The 17,558-nt window shown below is 61.5% G+C and carries 14 protein-coding genes and 1 pseudogene; 10 read left to right on the top strand and 5 right to left on the bottom strand.

Features of this window, described 5'->3' with window-relative positions; genetic code table 11:
* Window positions 1-17: 17 nt before the first annotated feature.
* The 7 genes and pseudogenes from KG104_RS05200 to KG104_RS05175 all read left to right on the top strand — a co-directional run bounded on the left by KG104_RS05200 (window position 18) and on the right by KG104_RS05175 (window position 8,934).
* Window positions 18-1,490 (top strand): lipopolysaccharide biosynthesis protein, encoded by a 1,473-nt coding sequence (locus KG104_RS05200; RefSeq protein WP_207347472.1) that lies wholly within the window; start codon window positions 18-20, stop codon window positions 1,488-1,490.
* A 97-nt stretch (window positions 1,491-1,587) separates the two neighbouring features.
* Window positions 1,588-1,842: pseudogene (locus KG104_RS18355) on the top strand (YveK family protein); the annotation flags it as partial.
* Window positions 1,843-1,887: 45 nt separating this feature from the next.
* Window positions 1,888-3,087, top strand: coding sequence for a tyrosine-protein kinase domain-containing protein (locus KG104_RS05195; RefSeq protein WP_443623259.1), 1,200 nt, complete (start codon window positions 1,888-1,890; stop codon window positions 3,085-3,087).
* On the top strand, window positions 3,071-4,540 hold the full coding sequence (locus KG104_RS05190; protein ID WP_207347471.1) for a sugar transferase: 1,470 nt from the start codon (window positions 3,071-3,073) through the stop codon (window positions 4,538-4,540). The genes KG104_RS05195 and KG104_RS05190 overlap by 17 nt, the downstream gene beginning before the upstream one ends.
* Before the next feature lie 37 nt (window positions 4,541-4,577).
* The gene (locus KG104_RS18010) at window positions 4,578-6,455 is read left to right on the top strand and encodes a DUF4012 domain-containing protein (protein WP_237686989.1); all 1,878 of its coding nucleotides are present in this window, start codon (window positions 4,578-4,580) and stop codon (window positions 6,453-6,455) included.
* A 462-nt stretch (window positions 6,456-6,917) separates the two neighbouring features.
* On the top strand, window positions 6,918-7,478 hold the full coding sequence (locus KG104_RS05180; RefSeq protein ID WP_207347470.1) for a peptidase: 561 nt from the start codon (window positions 6,918-6,920) through the stop codon (window positions 7,476-7,478).
* Window positions 7,479-7,620: 142 nt separating this feature from the next.
* On the top strand, window positions 7,621-8,934 hold the full coding sequence (locus tag KG104_RS05175) for a UDP-glucose dehydrogenase family protein (RefSeq protein WP_207347469.1): 1,314 nt from the start codon (window positions 7,621-7,623) through the stop codon (window positions 8,932-8,934).
* A gap of 432 nt (window positions 8,935-9,366) precedes the next feature.
* On the opposite strand, the gene KG104_RS05170 is transcribed toward KG104_RS05175, so the two are convergent.
* Entirely contained in the window at window positions 9,367-9,504 is a 138-nt protein-coding gene (locus KG104_RS05170) for a hypothetical protein (protein ID WP_207347468.1), read from the bottom strand.
* A 193-nt stretch (window positions 9,505-9,697) separates the two neighbouring features.
* Here KG104_RS05170 and KG104_RS05165 point away from each other — a divergent pair, with 193 nt between their 5' ends.
* Window positions 9,698-10,438, top strand: coding sequence for a glycosyltransferase (locus KG104_RS05165; RefSeq protein WP_207347467.1), 741 nt, complete (start codon window positions 9,698-9,700; stop codon window positions 10,436-10,438).
* A gap of 119 nt (window positions 10,439-10,557) precedes the next feature.
* Here KG104_RS05165 and sufU read toward each other — a convergent pair whose 3' ends face one another.
* Window positions 10,558-11,028 carry a Fe-S cluster assembly sulfur transfer protein SufU gene (sufU, locus tag KG104_RS05160; RefSeq protein WP_207347466.1) on the bottom strand — a complete coding sequence of 157 codons (471 nt, stop codon included), beginning with the start codon at window positions 11,026-11,028 and terminating at the stop codon, window positions 10,558-10,560.
* Window positions 11,029-12,345: a cysteine desulfurase gene (locus tag KG104_RS05155; RefSeq protein ID WP_273545207.1), complete on the bottom strand. Its 1,317-nt coding sequence runs from the start codon at window positions 12,343-12,345 to the stop codon at window positions 11,029-11,031.
* Window positions 12,346-12,626: 281 nt separating this feature from the next.
* Between KG104_RS05155 and KG104_RS05150 the strand changes: the two genes are divergently transcribed.
* On the top strand, window positions 12,627-14,876 hold the full coding sequence (locus KG104_RS05150) for a LamG-like jellyroll fold domain-containing protein (RefSeq protein ID WP_216202354.1): 2,250 nt from the start codon (window positions 12,627-12,629) through the stop codon (window positions 14,874-14,876).
* Between the two features lie 31 nt (window positions 14,877-14,907).
* Window positions 14,908-15,396, top strand: a complete 489-nt coding sequence (locus KG104_RS05145) for a VanZ family protein (RefSeq protein ID WP_207347464.1) — start codon at window positions 14,908-14,910, stop codon at window positions 15,394-15,396.
* 21 nt (window positions 15,397-15,417) lie between these two features.
* Here the strand turns inward: KG104_RS05145 and KG104_RS05140 are convergent, their stop codons facing one another.
* Window positions 15,418-16,905, bottom strand: a complete 1,488-nt coding sequence (locus tag KG104_RS05140; RefSeq protein ID WP_216202353.1) for a glycerophosphodiester phosphodiesterase — start codon at window positions 16,903-16,905, stop codon at window positions 15,418-15,420.
* Entirely contained in the window at window positions 16,902-17,354 is a 453-nt protein-coding gene (locus KG104_RS05135) for an FAD synthase family protein (protein ID WP_104055234.1), read from the bottom strand. The genes KG104_RS05140 and KG104_RS05135 overlap by 4 nt, the downstream gene beginning before the upstream one ends.
* Window positions 17,355-17,558: the final 204 nt, after the last annotated feature.

The following is a 17,558-nucleotide window of genomic DNA, read 5'->3' as shown; positions in this document are numbered from 1 at the left end:
AACCGCCGGTACCAGCTGTGACGGTCGACACGGCAAACCTGGGGAACCATGCCTCACGGGGCGCCGTACAAACAGTCGTCTGGCAGGCGGTTCGTGTTGGGTCGCAAGTTATCGGCCTGGTGGCCTTGGCGCGCCTTCTGAGTCCCAGTGACTTTGGCCTGGTGGCGATGACGACGGCGGTAGTCGGCATCGGAGAAATTATTCGAGATGCTGGGCTTTCAATTGCAGCCATTCAAGCTAAACACCTGTCTAAGGGACAAAAGAACAATCTGTTTTGGGTGAACACGGGCATCGGGCTGCTATTTGCGGTTATTGTTTACGCATCGAGCGGAGCGATAGCCGCATTCTATGGAGATGCACGCATTGAGCCTATTGGGCAGTTATTAAGCGTTACTTTCCTTCTAAATGGAATGGCAACCCAGTTCCGGAGTGAACTCAATAGACAAATGCGGTTTTTCGCACTGAATGCTGCTGATACGCTTCCCCAAGTGATGGCTCTCGCAGCGGCTTTGGTTTATGCATCACTGACGGGCAGCTACTACGCTCTCGTTGCACAACAACTCATGGCTGCCTTTGCAGGGTTAGTTCTGGTTGTAGCCATCGCGCGGTGGACTCCAGGCCTGCCAAGCCGCCGTGAGCCCATGCGGGGGTTCTTCCGTTATGGAGGAGGGGTCGCGGGCAGCCATATGGTGAGCTACCTGACCAAGAATGTCGATACGGTGGCAATCGGGTATGTCTGGGGAGCGGCCTCCTTGGGGCTTTATTCGCGCGCCTACCAACTTCTCCTACTCCCACTGAATCAACTCTTGTTTCCCATGACTCGTGTTGCCTTACCTGTTCTTTCCAGGCTGCAAGACGAACCGGAACGCTTTACGAGCTTCCTTCGCAAGGGACAGCGGATTGGAGGAGTCATTGCCGCGGTCACTTATGGGCTGCTGGTCGGTATTGCAGATCCACTGATCGGACTCTTTTTCGGCGAACAATGGCTCCCACTGGTCCCAATCTTTCAAGTTCTGGCGCTGGGTGGACTTTTTCGGGCTCTCGCCCAGGTGCAGTTCTGGGCATACCTAGCTTTGGGTCTTACGGGCCATCAGCTGCGTTACTCCCTTGTTTCGCAGCCGTTGATAGCGGCCTGCATGATGCTAGGGGTCATTTGGGGGCCAATCGGCGTAGCGGTCGCTCACTCTGCGGCTTTTGCTTGCAACTGGCTTGTCGGACTGTGGTGGTGCCAACGGGTATCGGGACTTAATCTGAGGAGCCTGATGACTGACGGCCTGAGAAGCTTTTTCCTCATGTTTTTGCCGATCGCAGTGTTGGGGGCTTGTTCAGTCATCCTAGTGTCGCATTGGCTCCTCGCAATCATTGCAGCCGTGGCCGTTCCGGGCTGTTACATTGCTGTTCTGCTCTATTGCGTGCCAGCAAGCCGGCTTGACGTGGTTATGGTCGCTGAGGTCGTCAGGCAAGGTATGAAACGCCGGAGCGCGAGCTAGTCTCGAACTTCATGCTACCGGGCAAGCAGCGGTGCGGTTATTTGCTGTCACCGTGTTATTGGAGGGTGCCTCTGCACCCTAGAACTGAGGGAATGTTTTGAATCTGATCGGATACCTCCGAGTACTGCGGCTCCATTGGGTGTCTATAGTTTCGCTCTGTGTTGCCGGCGCATTAACGGCTGCAATTTACATATTATTCGCACAGCCGACATACGAGTCTAGGACCAAGTTATTCGTATCAGTTCAAAATTCAAACAACGTATCTGAACTGCAACAGGGCAACACCTTCACTCAAGCACGTGTCCAGAGTTATATAGAGACTGTTGGAACACCCTTGGTCCTGCAACCGGTTATAGATTCACTCGCCCTTACCGCGACTCCTGCCCAGTTATCTCGGATGGTCAATGCCAGCACCAAAAACAACACTGTTATAATTACGGTCACGGCCAAAGACGAGTCCCCGGTGCAGGCTGCAGCGATAGCCCAATCAGTTGCTGAAAGCCTCATCAACGCTGTCGACCAACTTGAAACGCCACAGACCGGGGAATCGCCAGTGCGACTCTCGGTAGTCAGCCCCGCAACCGCTCCCGAATTTGCCTCCAACCCTAACCGGTCCCTTGTCCTTGCTTTAGGCCTACTGACCGGCCTTAGCGCGGGACTCGCGGTGGCCTTCCTCCGCACTACGCTGGACACGAGAGTACGAAATGACCGTGACGTTGCACGGATCACCGACTCCGCCATCTTAGGGGGCGTCGCATATGACGCTGATGCCGAAAAGAAGCCGCTTATTACTCAGGTTGGTGCGCAAAGCTCTCGTGCGGAATCATTCCGCCAAATACGCACGAATTTGAAGTTCGCAGTCGTTAGCGCCACGTCAAAAACAATGCTTGTTACGTCCTCGCTCCCAGGAGAAGGCAAGAGTACGACAGCGTGCAACATGGCTATCGCTATGGCTGAAGCCGGAAATCGTGTAGCTCTTGTGGACGCCGATCTTCGTAGACCCATGGTGGCGAACTATCTGGGTCTTGAAGGAAGCGCGGGACTGACAACAGCACTCATTGGCTCTGCCACTCTCTCTGATCTAATGCAACCGTGGGGCCAAAACGAGCTTATGGTCCTGACCTCGGGTGAAATTCCCCCGAATCCAAGCGAGCTGCTGGGTTCCGAAGATATGACGATGCTGTTGCTCGAATTGGAAAAGGAATTCGACGTGATTATCATCGACGCTCCTCCGCTGATTCCGGTTACCGACGCTGCCGTTCTGGGCCAGCGAGTCGGAGGAGTTGTCTTGGTCGCAGGTTCAGAGAAGATACGAACTCAAGACTTGGAGAAATCTATATCCGCCCTGGAATTCGTAAATGCCCACCTCCTTGGAATCGTTCTGAATTTGCTTCCCACAAAGGGGCCAGATGCGTATTCATACGGCTATTACTCCTACGAATCCAAACCAGTGTCAAGGAAAAACCAGCAAGGACACGCGGGATCGAAGGCCCTAAGCGGTAGCCACCTAGAGACTCGACGTCGTGGCCGGAGGCAAGAGGCATCCTTCGACGACATCTCGACTGAAGCAAGCAGCAATAATGCTCTTCGCACCTAGAACTCGGTCAGAAGGCACTTTGACAACGGACTGGAGTAAGCAGCACAGGCGTCTTCTTGGTTTTGTGGATGCAGGGGCAATCTTGTGGGCAATGTCCGGAGCATTAGTTCTCCGATTTGGCACCCCGGGAGCATGGGAGCGGACACAAACGGAAGGCCCTTCGTACGTTATTGTGACGCTCATTCTCGCGGGAGTTTGGTGGTTCTGCCTCGGATTCTGGCGTAGTCGTGAGGCTAGTGTCTTAGGTTATGGGACAGACGAGTTCAAACGAGTATTAAGTGCTTCATTTTGGTTGTTTGGATTTGTAGCTACATTCTCGTACATTTTCCAGCTTGAAATCGCGCGCGGGTATATTATTCTTGCCTTACCAGCTGGTGCGTTATCGCTTATGGTCGCTCGTGTCCTTGTCCGTTCTCACCTTCGTGGACAGCGTCAGGCCGGGAGAAGCAGTTCCTCAGTCCTTCTCATTGGAGGGTTACGCAATGTCGAGCACCTGGCAAAAGCATTGAGAAGTCAGCCCATGGCCGGGTACCGTCCGGTCGCGACTTATCTTCCCGGGACTTCCGAAGGCACGGCAACAGCTCCCGACGTCGGCTTACCAAATATGGGGCACGAGCCGAGCGTTTCAGCCATCGTGGCCGCCGTTCGCCAGGCCCGTCCGGACGTAGTTGCGCTTTCCAGCGGCGTTCCGTTACCGCCTCAAGTCATTCGGGAACTCGGTTGGGCGCTCACAGACATGCAGGTCAAGATGATTATGGCCCCGGCGCTGACAGACGTGGCTGGCCCGCGAATCCACACCCAACCTGTGGCGGGCTTACCTCTCATCCATGTGTCCACTCCTAATCTCGGGCTAGGACAGCGCCTAATGAAGAGAGGCTTTGACCTACTTGGAGCAGCGTGTCTCGTACTGGTCCTGTCGCCCATCCTCATAGCCATTTCGCTCGTTGTGAAAGCAGATTCTCCCGGCGCCGTTCTCTTCAAACAGGAACGAGTGGGCGCGAGCGGAAGTCCGTTCCGGATGTACAAGTTCCGTTCAATGGTCAGCGATGCTGAAGATCGCCTCGAAGCACTCCGAGCGAGGAGCGAGGGCAACGGCGTCATGTTCAAGCTAAAGGCAGATCCCCGGATCACTAGGGTTGGGCATTTCCTGCGACGCTATAGTTTGGACGAACTCCCCCAGTTGTTTAACGTGCTCAACGGGACTATGAGTTTAGTGGGCCCGCGCCCACCGTTGCCTTCTGAGGTAGCTCTGTATCAAAGCCACGTGCATCGTCGGCTCATGGTTCGCCCAGGCCTGACCGGACTGTGGCAGGTCAGCGGCCGTTCCTTGCTCTCCTGGGACGACACCGTACGACTAGATCTCTACTACGTGGAGAACTGGTCGATAGCTGGCGACCTCGCGATTCTGCTCAAAACTTTCCGCGCGGTTGTTTCCCGCCACGGCGCGTTCTGATAAGACCGTTGACTCCGTTTCCACAAAAGGCCTAATCATGATCCCCAATACCAACGACCCCGCTACGATGGTGGCATCAGCTGCAGGTCCACGAAAGAGGCTGGCCAAACGATGCCGCAGAACGCTCATTGTGACAGGCCTTGGCCTTACCTCGTTGGGCGCGGTTGCACTTGGTTGCGGGGTTCTGCTGACGCACCAGGCTAACACTGTTCGCGACGAGCTGGAGCAGGTCGTCGCGGCTCTTCCCCAGATTCGTAATCAGCTTCAAGACGGCAGGTCGACCGAGGTAAAACAGACGTTCGATGCGATGCAGGAGCAGATAAGTTCGGCCCGCGCCACCGCCACCGGACCGCTGTGGAAAGCCGCAGCTGTCGTTCCCGTCGTAGGCCCGAACTTTCAGGCCGTCACCGAAGCTGTAGTCTCCGCCGATGACGTGGCAGCCCGGGCGGTAGGTCCCCTCCTGGCCAGATACGATTCCTTTGATTGGCGGGCGCTCTCCCCCACAGATGGTCGGATAGATGTTGGGCAGCTGCAGGATGCTGCGCCCATCCTCACCGCGTCAGCCAACACCGTTCAGCTCTCCCATGAGCGGCTTGCGGCAATTAATACCGAAAGGCTGATCCCGGAGGTCGCCAATGCCGTTGACGCGGCAACCACACAGCTGGGAGATATCGGCGAGGCCTTGGAAACCGCTTCAGCGGCCGGACAACTCCTCCCACCTATGCTAGGAGCCAGCGAGCCGCGCAATTACCTCATACTGATTCAGAACAATGGAGAGGCCCGCGCAACAGGGGGTATTCCTGGGGCACTGGCGATACTGAAGGTGGTAGACGGCCGCCTTGAGCTGGGCGAGCAGAGCAGCGCTGGCGCCATTGACCGGTTCATCCCGCCTCTAGAGGTCGACCCGGAACAGGTCGCGATCTACTCGGCGCGGCTCGGTGTGCAAATGCAGAACGTAAACCTCACCCCCGACTTCCCCACAGCCGCCGAGACAGCTAAGCGGATGTGGGACAGCCGGCACGAAGGCCAGACCGTGGACGGTGTGCTGGCCCTCGACCCCGTGGTGCTGTCCCGTCTACTGGATGTGACGGGCCCCGTGGAACTCACGGACCCCGAAGTCCTCCGCCTGCTGCAGGGCACCGATCTACCGACCTCCTTGACGCAGGAAAATGTGATATCCACCTTGCTCTCCGACGTTTACCGGGAGATCGAGGAGCCAGAGCTTCAGGATGCCTACTTCGCCGCGGTGGCTGGAGAGGTATTCGCCGCCTTTACCGCCGGCGGCGGGGACGAGACCCAGCTACTCAGGGCCCTGACCAGTAGCGTGGAGGACCGTCGACTCTACCTTTGGTCCAGCCATGCGGGCGAGCAGAACATCATCAGTTCCACTGCCTTGGCCGGATCGGTAACCGGATCCGGCTCGGGCGGGGCCACATTTGGTGCTTACTTTAATGACGGCACGGGCGCCAAGATGGACTATTACGTAAAGCGGACGGCCCAGCTACGTAAAACTTGCCAGCCCGATGGTTACAGTCGTTACACCGTGCGCCTGACCGTCGCGAACACGGCACCGGAGGATGCAGCCACCAGCCTACCGGACTATGTCACCGGCGCGGGCGTATTCAACGTTGCCCCGGGCCGCGTCCGCACCAACAACGTGGTGTACGGACCCGCGCAAGCTCTGGTGGAAAGCGCCACCCTGAACGGTGAGAAGGTACCTTTTGGCGCCGGCAAGCATGGGCAGCGCCCGCTGGGCACGGTGACAACAGAACTTGGTCCAGGAGAGAACGCGGTTTTGGAAGTGACATTTTTTCAGGTCGTACAGGAATCCGAACCTCAACTGCGGTTAACCCCCGGCATCCAGCCGCTGGAGGATGTCCTGCTACCGCCGGAGTTCGACAGCTCGTGCCGATGATCGGTGAACGTTGAGCCAGGTGCTGGTATACACGCCTTCCCAACCCCAGTGAATTCACAGTTTCCGTTCGTGGGTACAAATTCGAACTGCCGGTTACCATAAAGATCAATGATAGCTTTTTCTCAGTTCCGCAAGCACAGGTCATGGCTTTCAGTCGTGTCTTCTTCGTGTAGCTCCTAGCGTCCAGTCGGTTGAGGAGTTGCTTCACTCGACGAAAGGAGCCCGTGATCTTGTGGATATTCAGCTATCTAACACACTTCGCTTGGAACTCACGAAAGTACCTGTTAGCCTAAGGAGCGTTTCCACTGGACTATATTGATATCAAATGTCGCCCGGTGGTGCTGGGGCGAACTCCCGGATGGACACAGATTTAGAAGTTCGGTCGGTTTTCATGAGTTGTTGGTGAGGACCGGACCAGTCAGTACCTACACCAGTCTTTATCAATCGCTTGGGGAGTCTCATATGAAAAAAACCGCATCCGCTCTGGTCCTCGCTGGATCGCTCGCCTTCTTCGGTGCCGGCGCCGCTAATGCCGTCGAGAACTACCCGGCTCCGGTTCCCGGCGGCGTCAGCGACGCAACGGTAGCCCCCGGCGCCACCGTAAGCTTCAGCGGAACCGGTTTTACCCCGGGTGAAGCCATCCGAATTGACGTCGATTACGACAACGCTCCTGTTGTAGTTCCCGGTGCCGGCGTCAACGGCGTCATCATCTTGGCCGAACTGATCAACACCTTCACTACCAATGCAGACGCACAGGGTGGATTCAGCACTGATATCACCCTGGGTGAGGCTGGAACTTACACTCTGACAGCCACCGGTCTGGAATCGGGCAAGGTTGTCACCGCTGTTGTTTCCGTCGATCCGTCCTTCGCGGAAGGTGCCAGCAGTGGTGGTTCTGATAACGATGGTGACCTTGCCGACACCGGCGCCGACTCGGCCATGCTTCTCTGGGGCGCGGCAGGCATCGTAGCCGTTGGTGCCGGCGTTGCCTCGGTTGCCGTAGCGCGCCGCAAGAACGCATAACTCAGTTTTATCTCGTAAACCGGGAGGGCGGAAACCATATGGTTTCTGCCCTCCCGACTTGTGTCTTAATTTGGCGCCGTAATGGAAAACCACAGACGACGCCAACACTTTTTGATCTGCATGAAATTTATTTAGGGGAACCGTGCGTATATCTGTCATCGGCTGCGGCTATCTGGGAGCCGTGCACGCTGCGTCCATGGCAAAACTCGGGCACGACGTTGTGGGAATTGACGTTGACCAGGCAAAAATCAGCGAACTCACCTCCGGCCGGGCGCCCTTCTTTGAACCGGGCCTGCCGGAGCTGCTGACCGAGTCTATTGCCTCCGGGCGGCTGAGCTTCAGCACGGACATGGCTGACGCCGCAGGTGCAGATGTTCATTTTGTCTGTGTGGGAACACCGCAGCGCAAAGGTGAATATGCCGCGGACCTCCGTTTCGTGGATGCTGCATTCTCTTCCTTAGCTCCTTATCTCAAGCCCGGTAACGTGGTGGTAGGAAAGTCCACCGTTCCGGTCGGGACTGCGGCACGTCTGGCTGAGGGTCTGCAGGAATCGGCACCGGAGGCGATCCTGGTGTGGAACCCCGAGTTCCTCCGTGAAGGTCACGCTGTGCAGGACACTCTCACCCCGGACCGTTTTGTCTACGGAGTCCCGAATGGCGATCCCGGCACATCTGCCGTCGCTGCACTGGACGAGGTGTACGCCACTCCTCTGTCGACCGGCACTCCGCGCCTTGTGGTGGACTACGCCACTGCTGAGCTGGTCAAGACGGCCGCCAACTCTTTCCTGGCCACCAAAATTAGCTTCATCAACGCCATGGCCGAAGTTTGTGATGCCGCCGGGGCAGATGTCACAGCTTTGGCTGATGCCATCGGTATGGACGACCGGATCGGCCGTAAATTCCTGAACGCCGGAGTCGGTTTCGGCGGCGGCTGCCTGCCGAAGGATATTCGCGCCTTCATGGCCCGCGCCGGCGAGCTTGGCGCAGACCAGGCGCTGACCTTCCTGCGCGAAGTGGATACGATCAACATGCGCCGCCGCACACGTGTGGTGGAAATGACCCGGGAGATCTGCGGCGGTTCACTCATGGGCAAGCGCGTCACCATTCTGGGCGCTGCTTTCAAGCCCGACAGCGATGACGTCCGGGACTCCCCTGCGCTCAGTGCTGCAGCACAGATGCAACTGCAGGGTGCCACTGTCACGGTGACCGACCCCGAAGCACTGTCGAATGCCAAAGGCCGCTTCCCGGAACTGGGCTACGAGCCCATCACAGAAAACGCCATCGAACGCGCCCATGCGCTGGTGCTTTTGACGGAATGGAAGGAATACCGAGCGCTGGATCCCCGGACCGTTGGCGCGCTGGTCACGGAAAAGAACATCATTGACGGCCGCAATGTCCTGGATTCCGCAGCCTGGCGCGAAGCAGGCTGGAACTTTAAAGGCATGGGCCGCCCGTAGCTCGCCAGGGAATAAGCTTTAACCAATGTACTGTAGGACCAATTTCTCTGGGTCCTGCAGCACATTGGTTTCTACCCCTATCCGCAGCGGTAAAGCCCTGCTAAGATCAATCTGCTCGCCGTGCCAAACGGCGGAACCGGTTAGAGCGCAACAGTCTCGTTTACGACACCAAATTCCTGGGGGAATTTCTTGCTTTCAGCAGCATCAGTCTCAGCACTTCCAATTTCGGGCCTTTTCGCCAGCACCGGCATGATCATCTGGGCCTTGGTAGGGCTGGCCGGGATGCTCACCGGACTCATCACGGTCGGTTCGGCACGCCGCCGAAATCAGCCAATTGATGATGCAGAACAGCTCGCACCAGCCTCCCAGGAGAGTTCGGTTTCACCGGACGCCCTCACTAAGGCCGCATAATCTCCGGGCTCCCTGCCAGGATCAGCGGGCAAAGGCTGCCGCCACCACCACCGTGGTGACCATGACCAGCAGTGCCAATCCGGCGAGAGTGAGCCACTCGCGGCTCGTACGCCGGTAGTGCTTCCGGCGCCATTCTCTGGTGGGCTCAAGTGTGTCCATGCATTCGAACATATGACCCCGCCCTGAACTCCAAAACGGTGGTTGCTACTCGCTTTCGCGCCCCGCCCTACGCGCACAAGAGCCAAGATGCCGAGTGCACTGTTCCGGTGTTCCTCCCGCCACGGTAGGCTCCGGCCAATCCCCATTCGACGCTGCACCGCAGCGCGTGCCGGCAGAAGGGCTGGGCTCCCCCATGCGGAACCACGTTCGGATCAGCGTCTGTCTGGCTGCTTACAACGGCTCCGCCTACATCGAAGAGCAGCTGCGCTCCATCCTGTCCGAACTCAGCGACACCGATGAAGTCCTAGTGGTGGATGACTGCTCCTCCGACGGCACGGCCACCGTGGTGGCAGCAGTGGCTGATCCTCGCATCCGGTTGCTGCGGAACGAGCAGAACCTGGGCCAGGTGAAGACCTTTGAGCGGGCGCTGCGCGAGGCCGTCGGCGACTTCCTGTTCCTCTCCGACCAGGACGATATCTGGCTGCCCGGCCGGGTGGACAGAATGCTCAAGGCGCTGCAGGAGGACATGGTGGTGGTGTCCAACTGCCGGCATTTCGGCGCCCCGCCGGGACGGTTTCATCAGATCCGGCTGCGGGCCGCCGACTCATCCCGCCATGCGGCGAACGTGCTGGGCATTGTGGTGGGCTACCGGCTGCACTGGGGCTGCGCCATGGCACTGCGGGCCGAGTTCCTGAACCAGGCGCTGCCGTTCCCCGGCTACCTGCGTGAGTCCCACGACCAGTGGCTGGCCATGGCCGGAAACCTTGCCGGCAGCATTCGGTATCTGGAGGAGGACACCGTGCTGCACCGGCTGCACGGCGGCAACCTGACCCCGGACAAGGTCCGCGGCGTGCCCGCCATCCTGAAGGCGCGGATGGCTTTCCTCACCAACGTGATGATTCTTCTCGGCCGCACCCGGCTCCGGCGTTCCTAGCTGCGCACCAAAGCGGCGTTCTGACGGTGCCGCTCGCTGTCCGTACTTGGACCCTGACTCGGGATGCCGGGTTGTGCAGCCGGGTGGGAGGGATGCCGCGGACCCGACGCGCCTCGGCGTCAGTTAGCGGCGAGCAGCGCTTCCTCCAGCGCCACCCAGGCGAGCATGGCGCACTTAACCCGCGCTGGATAGCGGGAAACGCCGGAGAACGCAGCGGCGTCGCCGAGCACCTCCTCGTCCGCCTCCACGGTGCCGCGGGAGCGCATCACCTCACGGAAGTTCTCCACCAGGTCCATCACTTCGTCCCGGGACATGCCGGCGGCCAGATCGGTCAGGACCGAGGCCGACGCCATGGAAATGGAGCACCCCTGCCCTTCCCAGCTGATGCCCTCAACCGCGGAACCGCCGTCGTTCTCCGCTGCGGCACCCATCACCGCGCGCAGCGTAATCTCGTCACCGCAGGTGGGGTTCAGTTGGTGGCTCTCCCCCGACTTCGCCCCGGCCGGCACCTCCGCCAGCCCGGCGCCGTGACGGGCCTTGGCATGGTCAAGGATGATCTGCTGGTACAACTGCTGCAGCTCGGCGCTCATTTACTTCACTCCAAAAAACGGACGCACGCCGGCCACCGCGTTCAGGAACGCGTCGACGTCGTCAGTGGTGTTGTACAGGTAGGTGCTGGCGCGGGTGGTGGAGATCAGGCCGAGCCGGCGGTGCAGCGGCTGCGCGCAGTGGTGGCCCACGCGCACGGCAATGCCCTTGTCATCCAGGAACTGGCCCACGTCGTGGGAGTGGACGCCGTCGACGTCGAACGCCGCCAACCCGATCCGCTCCACGCCGGCGCGGGGACCGAGCACGCGGATGCCCTCGATCGCTTCCAGGCCGGACACCAGCCGCTGGCCCAGCGTGGCCTCCCATGCGTGGATTCGGTCCATGCCGGTCTCGCTCAGGTAGTCCACCGCGGTGCCCAGCGCCATGGCCTGGGAAATGCGCTGCGTGCCGGCCTCGAAACGCTGCGGTGCGGGCAGGTACTCGGCCTTTTCCATGGTCACCGTGGTGATCATGGAGCCGCCGGTGAGGAACGGCGGCATGGCGTTGAGCAGCTCGGCCTTCCCGTAGAGCACGCCGATGCCGGTGGGGCCGAGCATCTTGTGCCCGGAGAACGCAGCGAAATCCACATCCAGCGCCTTCACGTCCACCGGCAGGTGGGGCACGGACTGGCAGGCATCGAGGACGACGAGCGCCCCCGCGTTGTGCGCCAGGGTCACCAGGGTTTCCACCGGGTTGATGGTGCCGAGCACGTTGGAGGCGTGCGTGAATGCCACGATTTTGGTGCGCCCGGTGATCAGCCGCTCGGCCTCCTCCAGCTGCAGCGCGCCGTCGTCGTCCACCGGAATGAACTTCAGCGTGGCGCCGGTGCGCGCGGCCAGCTCCTGCCAGGGAATCAGGTTGGCGTGGTGCTCCATTTCGGTGACCACAATGTCGTCGCCCTCGCCCAGCGCGAAGCGGCGGGCGGCCTCTCCCCCGCGGCCGGCGGCGGCGTTGGAGAACGCGTAGGCCACCAGGTTCAGCGCCTCGGTGGCGTTGGAGGTCCAGACAATCTCATTGGGCCGGGCGTTGATGAACGCGGCCACCTTGGCGCGGGCGTCCTCGTACACGTCCGTGGCGGCGACGGCGAGGGTGTGCGCGCCGCGGTGCACGGCGGAGTTGCGCTGTTCGTAGAACTCCTGTTCGGCCTCGATCACGCTGAGCGGGTTCTGCGAGGTGGCGCCGGAGTCCAGGTAGACCAGCGGATGGCCGTTGACCTGCTGGTCCAGGATGGGGAAGTCATTGCGGATGCGCAGGACCTCGGCGTTGTCCATCAGCTCCGGTGCGGGCTTGAGGGTAGCGGGGGTGGAAACCACAGGCACGGGAAAAACTCCTTGGCTGGCCGTCGGTGTGCGCGGGTAATCTGCATTACGCCACATAAGTCTGTGCTAATCATCCCACTGCACGCCCGCGAGCGCACGTGAGTTGGGCCTTAGTTGGCACGCGGGTGGAGGGCTGAGTGGAGTCCGGCGGAAGACAAGTAACCCCTACTCATGCTCTCCCCCGGGCGCAGCGGCTAAACCTTTTCTTAGCGGGCGCTCTCTGCACCCGCAGGTGCCGCTGGGGCACACACATGGTGCTGGGGGCACCCAGGCGGGAGATCATGATGCGCAAGAAGATTACAGCTGTTCTGGCCGGCATTCTGCTCGCGGCAGCCTCACTGATTGGTCTGGCCCCGCCGTCGGCCGCCCTGTCACCGGGAGTGGCCTTCTCCGCCACCAACCTGCCCACCTGGCAGACCAACGGCATTGTCTGGGCCATGGCCGAATCCAACGGCGTGGTCTACGTGGGCGGCACCTTCACCGCCATTCGTCCGCCCGGGGTAGCCGCCGGGGGCGCCGGAACCCGAAGCGCGGTGAACTTTGCCGCCTTTGACGCCTACACCGGCAACCCGATCAACTGTTCCCTGTCCGTGACCGGCGGCAGCGCCACGGTGCGGGCCATGGATGTCTCCCCCGACGGCCGCACCCTCTACATCGGTGGGAACTTCAGCACCGTCAACGGCGTCGGCACCAGCCGCATCGCGGCCATCAACCTGCCCGGCTGCACCGTGAACACCAACTTCCGGCCGCCGGGCTTGTCCGCCACCGTCCGGGCCATCGAAGCCACGTCGAGCGCCATTTACCTGGGCGGCGATTTCAAGACAGCGGGCAGCGCAACGCGCAGCATGCTGGCGGCAGTATCCTCCACCGGAACACTGCTGCCGTGGGCTCCGGCCGCGGACCAGCCCGTGCGGGCGCTGCACGCTCCGGCCGGCCGGGGCACCGTGCTGGCCGGCGGTGATTTCCTCACCATGAACGGCGCCGATTCCAAGGCCCTGGCAGTGCTGGACGGCACCTCCGGCGCCAACGTGCGCACCTACCCCAACTTCTTCATTCCGCGCACCTCCAGCGTCAAGTCCATCGACTCCGACGCCACCAGCTTCTACATCGGCAACGAGGGCACCGGCGGCGGCGTGTTTGACGGCCGCGCCCGGTTGGATCTGACCACCTACAACCAGGTCTGGCGGGACACCTGCCTCGGCGCCACGCAGGCGGTCTCCGTCTACGGCGCGACCCTCTATGCTGCGCACCACGCACACGACTGCTCCAGCATGAACTCCTTTCCCGACGGACCGCGGGTGCACCTCAGCGCACAGAGCATCAATAACCCTTCGCCCATGCTGCAGTGGAACCCCGTCACCAATGACGGCCAGGGTGAAGGCATCGGGCCGCGCACTCTGACCCACACCACCGCCGGCAACGGCACGGACATCCTGTGGACCGGCGGGGAATTCACCACCGTCAACGGTGCCGCGCAGCAGAGCCTGACCCGGTTCGGTCCCGGCCCCGGCACCGCCGGCCCCGGAACGCCGCGGTTTGTCAGCGCCGAGTCCCGCGCCTCCGGCCAGAACACCATCCGGTGGCAGTCCACCTCCGACCCCGACGATTCCGAGCTCACCTACCGTATCTACCGCAACGGTTCCGCCACCCCGCTGGCCACTGTGAACTCGTCGTCGCGCTGGTGGGACCTGCCCCAGGCCTCCTTCACCGACACCACAGCGGTGCCGGGCACCACCTACACCTACCGGGTGCAGGCCAGCGATCCCAGCGGCCGCACCGGCCCCCTGTCCGCTCAGGCACAGATCACCACCGCCAGTACGGCTGCCCCCTATCCGGCCATGGTGCGGGCCGACGGCGCCACCACCTACTGGCGGCTGGGCGACTCCCAGGCCGCGGCCGCCGACTCCTCCAACGGAAACAAGATGGGCCTGCCCAACCTCGGTGCCGCCATTGGGGGAACCACCTCGGCGCTGCGCAGCGACAGCAACCGCGCGGCCACCTTTGACGGCGTTGATGACATGATTTACGGCCAGCAGCGCGTCAGTGCTCCGACCGTGTTCAGCGCCGAAGCCTGGTTCAAGACCGACACCACCACCGGCGGAAAGATCCTGGGCTTCGGCAACGCGCAGCCCCGCCGCAACGGAAACCTCCTTGGCTACAGCAACGTCTATGACCGCCACGTGTACATGAGCGACGCCGGCAAGCTCGTCTTCGGCGTCTGGACCGGCACCCGGGTGGTGGTGACCTCCCCCGCGAGCTACAACGACAACGCGTGGCACCATGTGGTGGCCACCCAGGGTCCGGGCGGCATGGTGCTCTACGTTGACGGCGTGCGGGTTGCCTCCAACACAGTCTCGGCGAACACCGTCAGTCTTGGATCCTGGCGGATCGGCGGAGATTCGATTCCGTCCACCTGGCCCAGTGCTCCGACCAGCCGGCACTTCAAGGGCGCCATTGACGAATTCGCGATCTATCCCACCGCTCTGACCCCGGCTCAAGTTGCCAACCACAACCAGCAGGGACGCCGGTAGTTGCCGCCTGAGTCCTGTCCCGGGCACCACTGTGGGTAACGGGCACCCCGGCTGGCGCCGCACCGCCCTCCTCGCGGCCGCCGCCGTTGTCCTGGCCGGGATGGGGGCTGTGCTGCTGTGGCCTGCGCCGGTCGACAGAGAGTTATACGGCACCATTCTGCGGCTGATCCGCCGCCTGCAGGGCCACGGACTCCCCGTCTGGGTGGACTATCAGGCAGTGGAATCCTTGGCGAATGTGCTGCTCTACATCCCGCTGGGCATGCTGGCGGCAGCGCTCCTGCCGGTGCGGCGGTGGTGGCTGGCGGTGCTTTTGTGCGCCGCGCTCACTGCCGGGGTGGAGGGGTTCCAGGATCTGTTTCTGCCCGGCAGGCAGGGGGATGTCCGGGACGTGCTGCTGAACTCCTGCGGTGCGTTGCTGGGCGCGGCAGCCGCGGCGGCGGCGAGGTGGCTCACCGCCGTCCGGCGCCGACGTCGTCGTGCCTTCACTGCCCGACGGCGGACACGAAGCGTTTCCGGTTGACCCCAGTGTCCCGGGACGGTTCTAGATGACCTTGATGCCGCGGAACTCCACGGGAGCGTCCTCGGGGTAGTTGCGGCAGAGGCTGAAGTAGCCGCCCCGGTACTTGCGGTCCGATGCAATGCCCGCCCAGCCTGCGCCGTCCAGACGTGAATACCGGACACTGTCCGGAGCAATGTCAATTTTGAAGGACATCCAACTGCCTGCCTTCACCGGGTCCGTCTTCTGGGAGCTGAGGCGCAGGCCACCGGGCTCGCCGGGGCTGCGCAGCAGCAGCGACATTTCGCCGGTGGGTCGGATTACCAGGTGATAGCCGCCCACTTCGCTGGGAATCAGCACCCGGTAGGGGCGGTCATCTTCCTGCCCAAACGCAATTCCGGCATGCAGGGTGGTGTCTGCCGGAAGGTCCGTGGGCCAGCGCATTTCGAAATGGATGCTGTAGACCTCACGCTGAACCGGACTCATGGACCCCATGCGGTAGCTGCTGTTGGCCTGGGCAGCCATCAGCAGGGTTCCCGTGGAAGCGCTCAGCTGCGGCTGCACGTCCCAGCCTGCGCCCACCAGATAGGGCAGGTCTCCGGCTGCGCGCACGCCGTCCGCGAAACTGTCCGCGGTCGCCGCCGGCACGTCCGACGCGAGGTACGGAAAGTTGGCTGCCATTTGGCCTGCCACACCAAGTTTTACCAAGCGGTCGCGCAGCACCCGGGTGTGGACTTCCCAGCAGATAACGGGTTTGCCGGTAGCCACTACTGCGGCCACCTCCTCGTCGGAAGCTGAATGGTGCACCCCCAGGAGCGTGAACTGGTCAGCGAGGTCTGGTACGAGCTCCAACTGCTCCGTGGTGAAATATCCCCAGCTCACATAACCGCGCTCGGTAACGGCAGCAATCTGCGCGGCTTCGGCCGACTGCTTCCAGATGAGACGGCTGCGTGACTCCGGATACGAGTCCATCAGGTCCAGCAACGCCCGGGCATTGGTGCCCTGTTTGTCTTCGATGAACAGCACGTGTGTGCCGGCGAACGCATCCAGTACTTCCTTGAGCAGAGGGATCTTCTCCGGCTCCGCCTGCGGTCCCAGCCATGCACGGGCATCCACTCTCAGCTCGGACAGCTGGGCATACGTGGAATCCTCGATGACCAGTTTGGTGCCGGTGGTGCGCTCTGTGTTCAGGTCATGGTGGCAAATGAGTTGGCCGTCCTTCGTGGCACTGACGGAAATCTCCAGCGCCACTGCTCCGGCGTTGACCGATTCCCGGTAGGCCGTCATGGTGTGCTCGGGCCAGTTGTCCCAGGAACCGCGGTGCGCCACCAGGAACGGGGCCGAAGCCAGCATGGATTCGATGGTGTGAACCGGTGCGGGGGCCTCGGCGGGCTGGGTGTCCTGGTCCGCTTCCGCTTCGATGCTACAACCGGCGAGGACCACTCCGGCTGCTCCCAGGGCAAGCAGGTTCCGCCGCGACAATCCGGAAAGGGTTCGAGACGCCATCGGCTCGAAAGGCGGAAGACGCTTCATGCCTTGAGCGCGGTGTCCGGGGCACGCCCGCCGTCAAGCAGGGTCAGGGCACGGCGAAGGACTGTTGACGACGTGCTCACGGTATACGGGAAGTAGACCACTTCCACTCCTATCCGGGCCATATCCTGTTCCAGGCGCTCGCCCTTCTCGGTGCCTTTCCAGTCATCGCCCTTGAAGAAGATGTTGAACCCGACTTCCTGCCAGGTGTCCGCCTTGTTCACATGGGTGTCCACCACCACTGCGTCCACATAGCGCACGCTGCGGACTATCTCCAGCCGCTCCGCGAGCGGAATGACGGGCGTGGTGCCCTTCAGGCGCTGCGTCATCTCAGTGGAAGCCACGCCTGCAATGAGGTAGTCGCACTGACTCCGGGCATGTTTGAGCAGGTTCAGGTGGCCGATATGGAAGAGGTCATAGGCACCCGATGCATAACCAATCCGTACCGCCATGTTTTTTCAACTCCTGCTTGTCGACCATTCAAATACTTGTCCATCGTGGGTGCAGTCCCGGAGCCAGTAAAGCGATTTGGGCCTATTCAAGTAGCTGCCGGCAGAACATGAGTAGAGAGAAGATACTGGCGGGTAACCGACCGGGGAACTCGAGTAAAGGCCACCGTGGGACGCGCAGCCGGGCGGCGATACGCTTCCATTCAG

Source organism: Arthrobacter sunyaminii, from assembly GCF_018866305.1.
In the GTDB taxonomy this organism is placed as follows: Bacteria; Actinomycetota; Actinomycetes; order Actinomycetales; family Micrococcaceae; genus Arthrobacter_B; species Arthrobacter_B sunyaminii.
Note: the sequence above shows the minus strand (reverse complement) of the source record. Positions and strands in the feature narration are given on the sequence as shown.